Below are 6378 nucleotides of genomic sequence, written 5' to 3' on the forward strand. Positions count from 1 at the left end.
AAGCACAGTCAAATGGTCGGTAATAATTCCAATTTATTATTTTGTAAAGAAGCTAAGGCCAGAGCAATACCCCCAAAACCTGAAGCAACATCCGTTGTAATTTTTAAACCATTATCTCCTGCTAAAATAAGCCCTTCCTCCATCCTAGCAAAGTAGGGATACAAGCCTTGAATTAATTTTTGTTGACTTTTAACAATGTTAAAATCATTAGAATATAATTTTTTCGATAATTCCAAGCCACTAAGACCATTAAATAATCCGGGGAAGACACATATATTGGGAGTGACCGCCTTCTCCAACAACTCTGCCTTCATCAAGAGTTCAGAAGATATAAATTCTCTGTTTCTACCCATTAATAACAATACACCTGCACTTCCATTTGATAAATATGGTAACATTCTATGCCCTTGCTGGTACTGAAGAGCTCCTCTTTGATCATATCCATAACCACGCAATTCTGTCTCAATTGCTAAGTTCAAACAATCCTTGAATTTTTTATCTGAAGTAAATCTGTAAGTTTCTCCAAATAGCCATCCTAAGCCTGCATGCCCATAGAGTAATCCTGCCTCATTCATATAAGGATCATTACTTTGGTCATTACTAGTTCCTACTTTACAAAAATCTTGAGGTGCATTTTTATACTCTGTTGCTAAGATATCTAACTCCTTATAGATACAGCTTTGAATCTCAGCATTCATGACATCATCCTTAGATTTAGCAATTAAATATAAACCTACTAGCAATACGCCTGCTCTTCCATCATAAAGTGTTTTTGAGGAACATTTTTTTAGCATAGGAATCATATGTTTAGCAAATAACTGCCTAGCTTTGTCTTTTTCCCCAAGTTCATAAATTAACCATATAGTCCCAGCAATTCCATCAAATAAGCCTGGCAGAACATCAGAGGTACTAAAGTCTGAAACAGCTTTTCGGATAATTTGATCTTTAATTTTTTCGTAACCAGACCAATGCTCTGGATCAATAAGAGAAGTTAATTTATTTAGACTCCACAAAATACCAAGATCTGAAAAAGCAATTCCCTGATTAATTGATACCCCATAAAAATGAACAGGAAATAATCGCTCGTGGGATACATTCTTCCATTTATTAGAAACTAAGTCCAATCCACGTATTAATGACAATATAGTTTGTTCAATATTTTTACCATTTTTATCGAAATCTTCACTATTAAAAGGTTTGATAATCTTTTTATCCGATAGTACCGGTACTTTGGGAACTCTCTTTCCTAACAAATCTAACAATTTTTCTACTGTTTCTATATCTTTTTCAGAATAAGATAATTTTTGAAAAAGACCATTTGCTATTTTGCGTGTTTGATTTCCATAATCATAAACTAAATCTGATTGTATAATAAGTGGTAAATACAAGTAGTGAGCAACTTGCTTTACTCCATACCAATCAATATAACTAGGTTTATTCTTTCCCCAAGACGTAAAGCCAGGAGCAGCAATTCGATGTTCCACCTCATTTTCATCACTAAATACTGCCTGTTCCCAGTCAACTAAAGATATTTGACCATCTTCATCCACCAAGATATTTGCCACATGAATATCCTGATGATAAACATTTTTTGAATGCGCCTTATCTACTATAGAGATTAATTGTTTAATAATAGACTGGATTCTCAGTAAATAATCCTTCTTATCGTTCTCATTACTTTTATATATAGGGAAATTCTGCGTGACCCATCTATTCAAAGGAATACCATTCATATGTTGGACCCCCAAAAATTGATGTTCCCACAACTGTCCGCTCCAACAAGCATCAGGAACTGCACTAACATCTGATAATAGCATTAAAGCCTTTTTTTCAGACTCAAGTCTATCGAAAGAATATATCTCGTTAAAATCTAATCCCGTATAGGGCCTAGCTTCTCTCAAAATTATTTTCTGATGATTCTTCTTTAGTGTAGCTTTATAAACACCTCCACTATTAGAAAATTTGATAACACTATCAACTGTAAATGGCAATTCACTGTCGGTATCCTCAGCAGTTGTTTGAACCCAATCTTCTAAGAATTTCGGAAGTGGAATACCTTCTGGAACCACGAAGCTAGGACCTCTCGTATCTTTTACAATTTTATTTGACACTAGTAGCTCATCAATCTTTAAATCTGGTTCTTGATCAGGTATACTTGGCCTAAAAACACCATATCTTAGATATATTGGTCCTTTTTGCCAACGTTTATCATTAAGTATATATGGTCCATGGAATCTTTCTAACAATGGTTCTAGCGTATTCAAAAACAGTTCCAATTTAGACTGATCAGGATAACATGTGATAAATTTACCAGAAAACCCTCTATCAACTAATTTACCATTTCTTAAAATAAAGTTCTTCTCGGTACTTAAATATTTGAACGAAACCTTAAGTTCATGACATACATTTGCAACTACCGATAATATTTTATGTGAATCACTGAAATTGGAACTTACATGTACTTTCCAACCCTGTCTTTCGGTCACCCTACCTATTGGGTATTGTATTGTCCATTCTGAATCATTTGATAGTTCATGCCAATTATAAGGTAGGGGAACTGAATATTTTTTTGAGTTATCAACAGAATATTGTGAAAAGGCAACAGTTTTCTGTACAAAATTTATAAAGTGTTTTTGTTAAGCGATGATTCGCTTCGTCATGGGTGTTTGGTAGTTGAGACTACCGTGAATACGGTGATGATTCCACCAGTGGACATAATCTTTCGTTTTTAGGGTTAATTCTTCTAGCGAATGGAAGGTCTCTTGGTTGATAAACTCCAGTTTGAAGGAACGATAAGTGCTCTCAGCTACGGCATTATCATAGGGACAACCAGCCTGACTTAGAGACCGAGTGATGTCAAACGCCGCCAACATCCCATCAATCAAAACATTGTCAAACTCCTTGCCACGATCAGAATGGAACAGCTTGACTTGGCTTAGCGCATAAGGAATGCTTTGAATGGCTTCTTTGACGAGCTCTGCCGTCTTGTGCCAACCAACTGCCAGGCCAATAATTTCACGATTGAAGAGGTCAATAATGAGGCAAACATAAGCCCAGCGACTGTCAACGCGGACATAAGTCAAGTCAGTCACAAGCGTTTCCAGTGGTCTTTCTTGGTTGAATTGTCTGGCTAAATGATTTGGAATGAGTGCCTCATTTTTCCCTTTAGAATACGGCTTGAAGGCAGCCTTCTGGTAAACCGAAACGAGATTCAGTCTCTTCATGATGCGACGAATCCGACGGCGAGACAGGGTTATGCCTTCAGATTCCAGACACTTCTTGATTTTTCTAGCACCATATCTAGATTTACTGTCAAGAAAGAGACGCTTAACCATTTCTTCAAGATTCTCTTCAGATACTGGTTCTACAGCTTTGTAATAATAGCTAGAGCGAGGAATGTTCAAACAACGAAACATAGCGGAAATGCTGTATTTGTCTTTGTTCGCAGTGATTATTTCCCTTTTCGTGCCATAATCACTGCCGCTTGCTTTAGGATATCGACCTGCATTTCCAACTCTTTGTTACGTTTCCTGAGTGCGATCAGCTCACGCTGTTCATCGGTAAGGTTATCGACAGTCTTAAAGGAACCAGTCGTTCGTGCCTGTTTGACCCACTTGTCAAAGGTTGAAGGGGTTAGCTCATATTCTTTGATGAGCTCGCTGCGTTTCATACCTGCCTTGTGAAGGTCAACGATTTGTTGTTTAAAGTCATCTGTGAAATGACGGCGAATTTTTCTAGACATATCTGTTCTCCTATTTTCTTTAGTGTAGAACACTTTATCATTTCTGTCTAGTTTAATGTAACCTATTCATTGTTCTGACGTAAAGAATAAGGGATTATCAAGATTAATATTGTATTGCATAATATTTTCCTCTTTAAATTATTACTTTCGAAATTTCACAATAATTGAACTGCATGCGGAATAATTAAACATTATCTAAATGTACTTGACCATTAGTAACTGTCAAGTGATGGCTATAATTTTTCTTGATATTATTATCATAATGATGGGCAACTTCTAAAACTGTTATATCCAAATCTTTGAAAAGGTTCCTAATCCTCTCAGAAGATTTTATATCAACTGCTGAAGTTCCTTCATCCACCAATAGAATTTGTCTATTGTGTATTAGCGCTCTTGCAATTTCAATTCTTTGTTTTTGACCTCCTGACAACTCTTTTCCTTGCTCACCATAGTTTTTATCTAAACAATCTATACCAAGCTCCTCTATTAATCCCAATTTATCTAGCATAGAAACTAGATCATGATCATCAATATTCCTGAGTCCCATCAAAATATTGTCTCTTAAATTAAGTTCAAAATAATAAGGTTCTTGTTGAATTCTTGATACTAGAGAGGGATTGATTGCAGCTTCTTTTACACCGTTACTCATAAGAATTTCACCTTCCGTTGTTTTTAACTTTCCTTGTATAAGATCTAATAAAGTAGTCTTACCACTGCCTGAAACTCCTGTAATTAAAACCTTACTACCATAAGGAATCGTTAAAGTTGTATTTTTAAATAAGATACTGTCAAACCCAAACGCAACATCCTTAAAAACAATATTTGGATTATTAATTACTATTTGCGCATCTCCCGTAATTTTATTAATTTCTCTATTTTCAAAAATGATTTCTTTAATTTTATTTCTAGTGGTCTTTGTCGATTTTATCATCCGAAGATTCTCCGACAAATTTCTAAGAGGAGGGATTACTCTGTCACTAGCCAAAAATAGAGCTATAACAGCTCCTGCTTCAAGCTGTCCTTTAACAACCAAGACTAAAGCGATACTGACAGGAATTAAATATCCTAACCAAGATAACATAGCCGACATAAATCCTACTATCGCATGCTTATTTCTCAGTATTTCTGAACTACTTTCCATATCATTAATCGCATGTCTTGTACGATTCAAAAAAGTCTCAAAAGCATGATAAGTAGATATTTCATAATATCCTTGGAAGAAATCTTTAATATTTCTTATAAATTTACTATTTTCAGATGTATATTTATCTGTTGCTCTACCTAATATATTTACAAAAATAAACGATGGTATCATTGGAAACAATGAGCATATAATAAACAACAATGAGATAATCGGGCTAAGATAAATTAAGTAAACTAGCGAAATTAACCCCATAAAAAAATAGTATACACTTCCCAGTATAATGGCAAAATATTTTTCTTCTATTAATTGCAAGTCAACTGTCAACGTTGAAATAATATCTCCAGAATCCATTTCCAAATCAACAGTATTACTGGAAGCTTGCATAATAGCCATCTTATATTTTTGATTCAAGTACTTAATAATATTGTTATTTAAGAAATTTACAATCATACTAGCCACTTGCACAAGCAAATAAACAAGGAATCCGTATAAAAACAAATAAAAGATATCCTGAACTGAAGATGAAGCGTTGAATTTAGTCACAGACGAAATTACTTGTGACATTACTATACCGTCACACCCTGCTACGAGCATAGCAAATAGCAAAATAATTACTTTAAATTTGGGAATGTCTCTCAAAAACTCTTTGATAGTCATAAAAACTCCTTACACTAATTAAACAAACTCTAGATAACTAGTTTAAAGCACTCAAAACATTTAACTAATACTAAAAAATAATGATTCATATTTAATTTTTGACAATCAAAATAATTATCTCTATTTTCCTCTCAATTTCTGAATGGTTACTACCTTAAATTTTTAGAAATAAGGAGTTTCAACTCACAAATACTACCTTTATGCTAGCTCTCTTATTCCCAAAAATTCAAAATAATATTTAATTATTCTATCAGATCTGAAGATAAAGACTACTATGCATGTAGAAATCAACACATAATCATGGACTTATAATGCTAATAAAGCTTCTCAGGTCATAAACTTCATTGACTTCTCCCAAGAGGAAAAGGAGTTAATTGTAATTTTAAAGCTTTCTCTTGGGACACATTCCTAAATAAAACCACTTCCAAAAATCGTAATTATATTGGAAGTGGCTATTAATTCTATAATTAACCAATATTATAAAATATTAATATTGATCATAACTAGACCGAGATACGGAATCTAGCTGAGCGGAAGATTAATTATCCACAAGCTCCAATACTAACCGTACTCCAACGGTGACATCCGCCACCACTTAATGAGCTAACCCCTCTCATACCATCAACTTCGTTGATTTCCTCTTCAACAGGCAGTGTTTGCAATTTCAAAATTTCTTCTGACATATGTTTTTCCTTCTTTCTATAAAATTAACCCGTGGTGCTAGTTTATTTTTTAGTTCACAAAAAAGTCCATTTGGATTATGCTGTTAGTGATCAAACGAACAGGAGTTATCCAAATGAACCACTTACATTATACCGCTAAACATCATCACTTA

The 6378-nt window shown here is 34.2% G+C and carries 4 protein-coding genes; all 4 read right to left on the minus strand.

Annotated features, from left to right (window positions below; all coding sequences use genetic code 11):
• Positions 1-8: 8 nt before the first annotated feature.
• Positions 9-2624 (minus strand): class III lanthionine synthetase LanKC, encoded by a 2616-nt coding sequence (lanKC, locus tag AC4HAL_RS06020; protein WP_491093426.1) that lies wholly within the window; start codon positions 2622-2624, stop codon positions 9-11.
• Between the two features lie 12 nt (positions 2625-2636).
• A protein-coding gene (locus AC4HAL_RS06025) for an IS3 family transposase (protein WP_491093423.1) occupies positions 2637-3742 on the minus strand; the annotation gives its coding sequence in 2 pieces (ribosomal slippage) (positions 2637-3466 and positions 3466-3742; 1107 coding nt in all).
• A gap of 184 nt (positions 3743-3926) precedes the next feature.
• Positions 3927-5543 (minus strand): ATP-binding cassette domain-containing protein, encoded by a 1617-nt coding sequence (locus tag AC4HAL_RS06030; RefSeq protein ID WP_491093424.1) that lies wholly within the window; start codon positions 5541-5543, stop codon positions 3927-3929.
• A gap of 542 nt (positions 5544-6085) precedes the next feature.
• A complete protein-coding gene (locus tag AC4HAL_RS06035) occupies positions 6086-6226 on the minus strand; it encodes a SapB/AmfS family lanthipeptide (protein ID WP_491093425.1) in 141 nt (46 codons plus the stop codon).
• Positions 6227-6378: the final 152 nt, after the last annotated feature.

The sequence above is a fragment of the Streptococcus sp. ELY_125 genome (assembly GCF_058314535.1).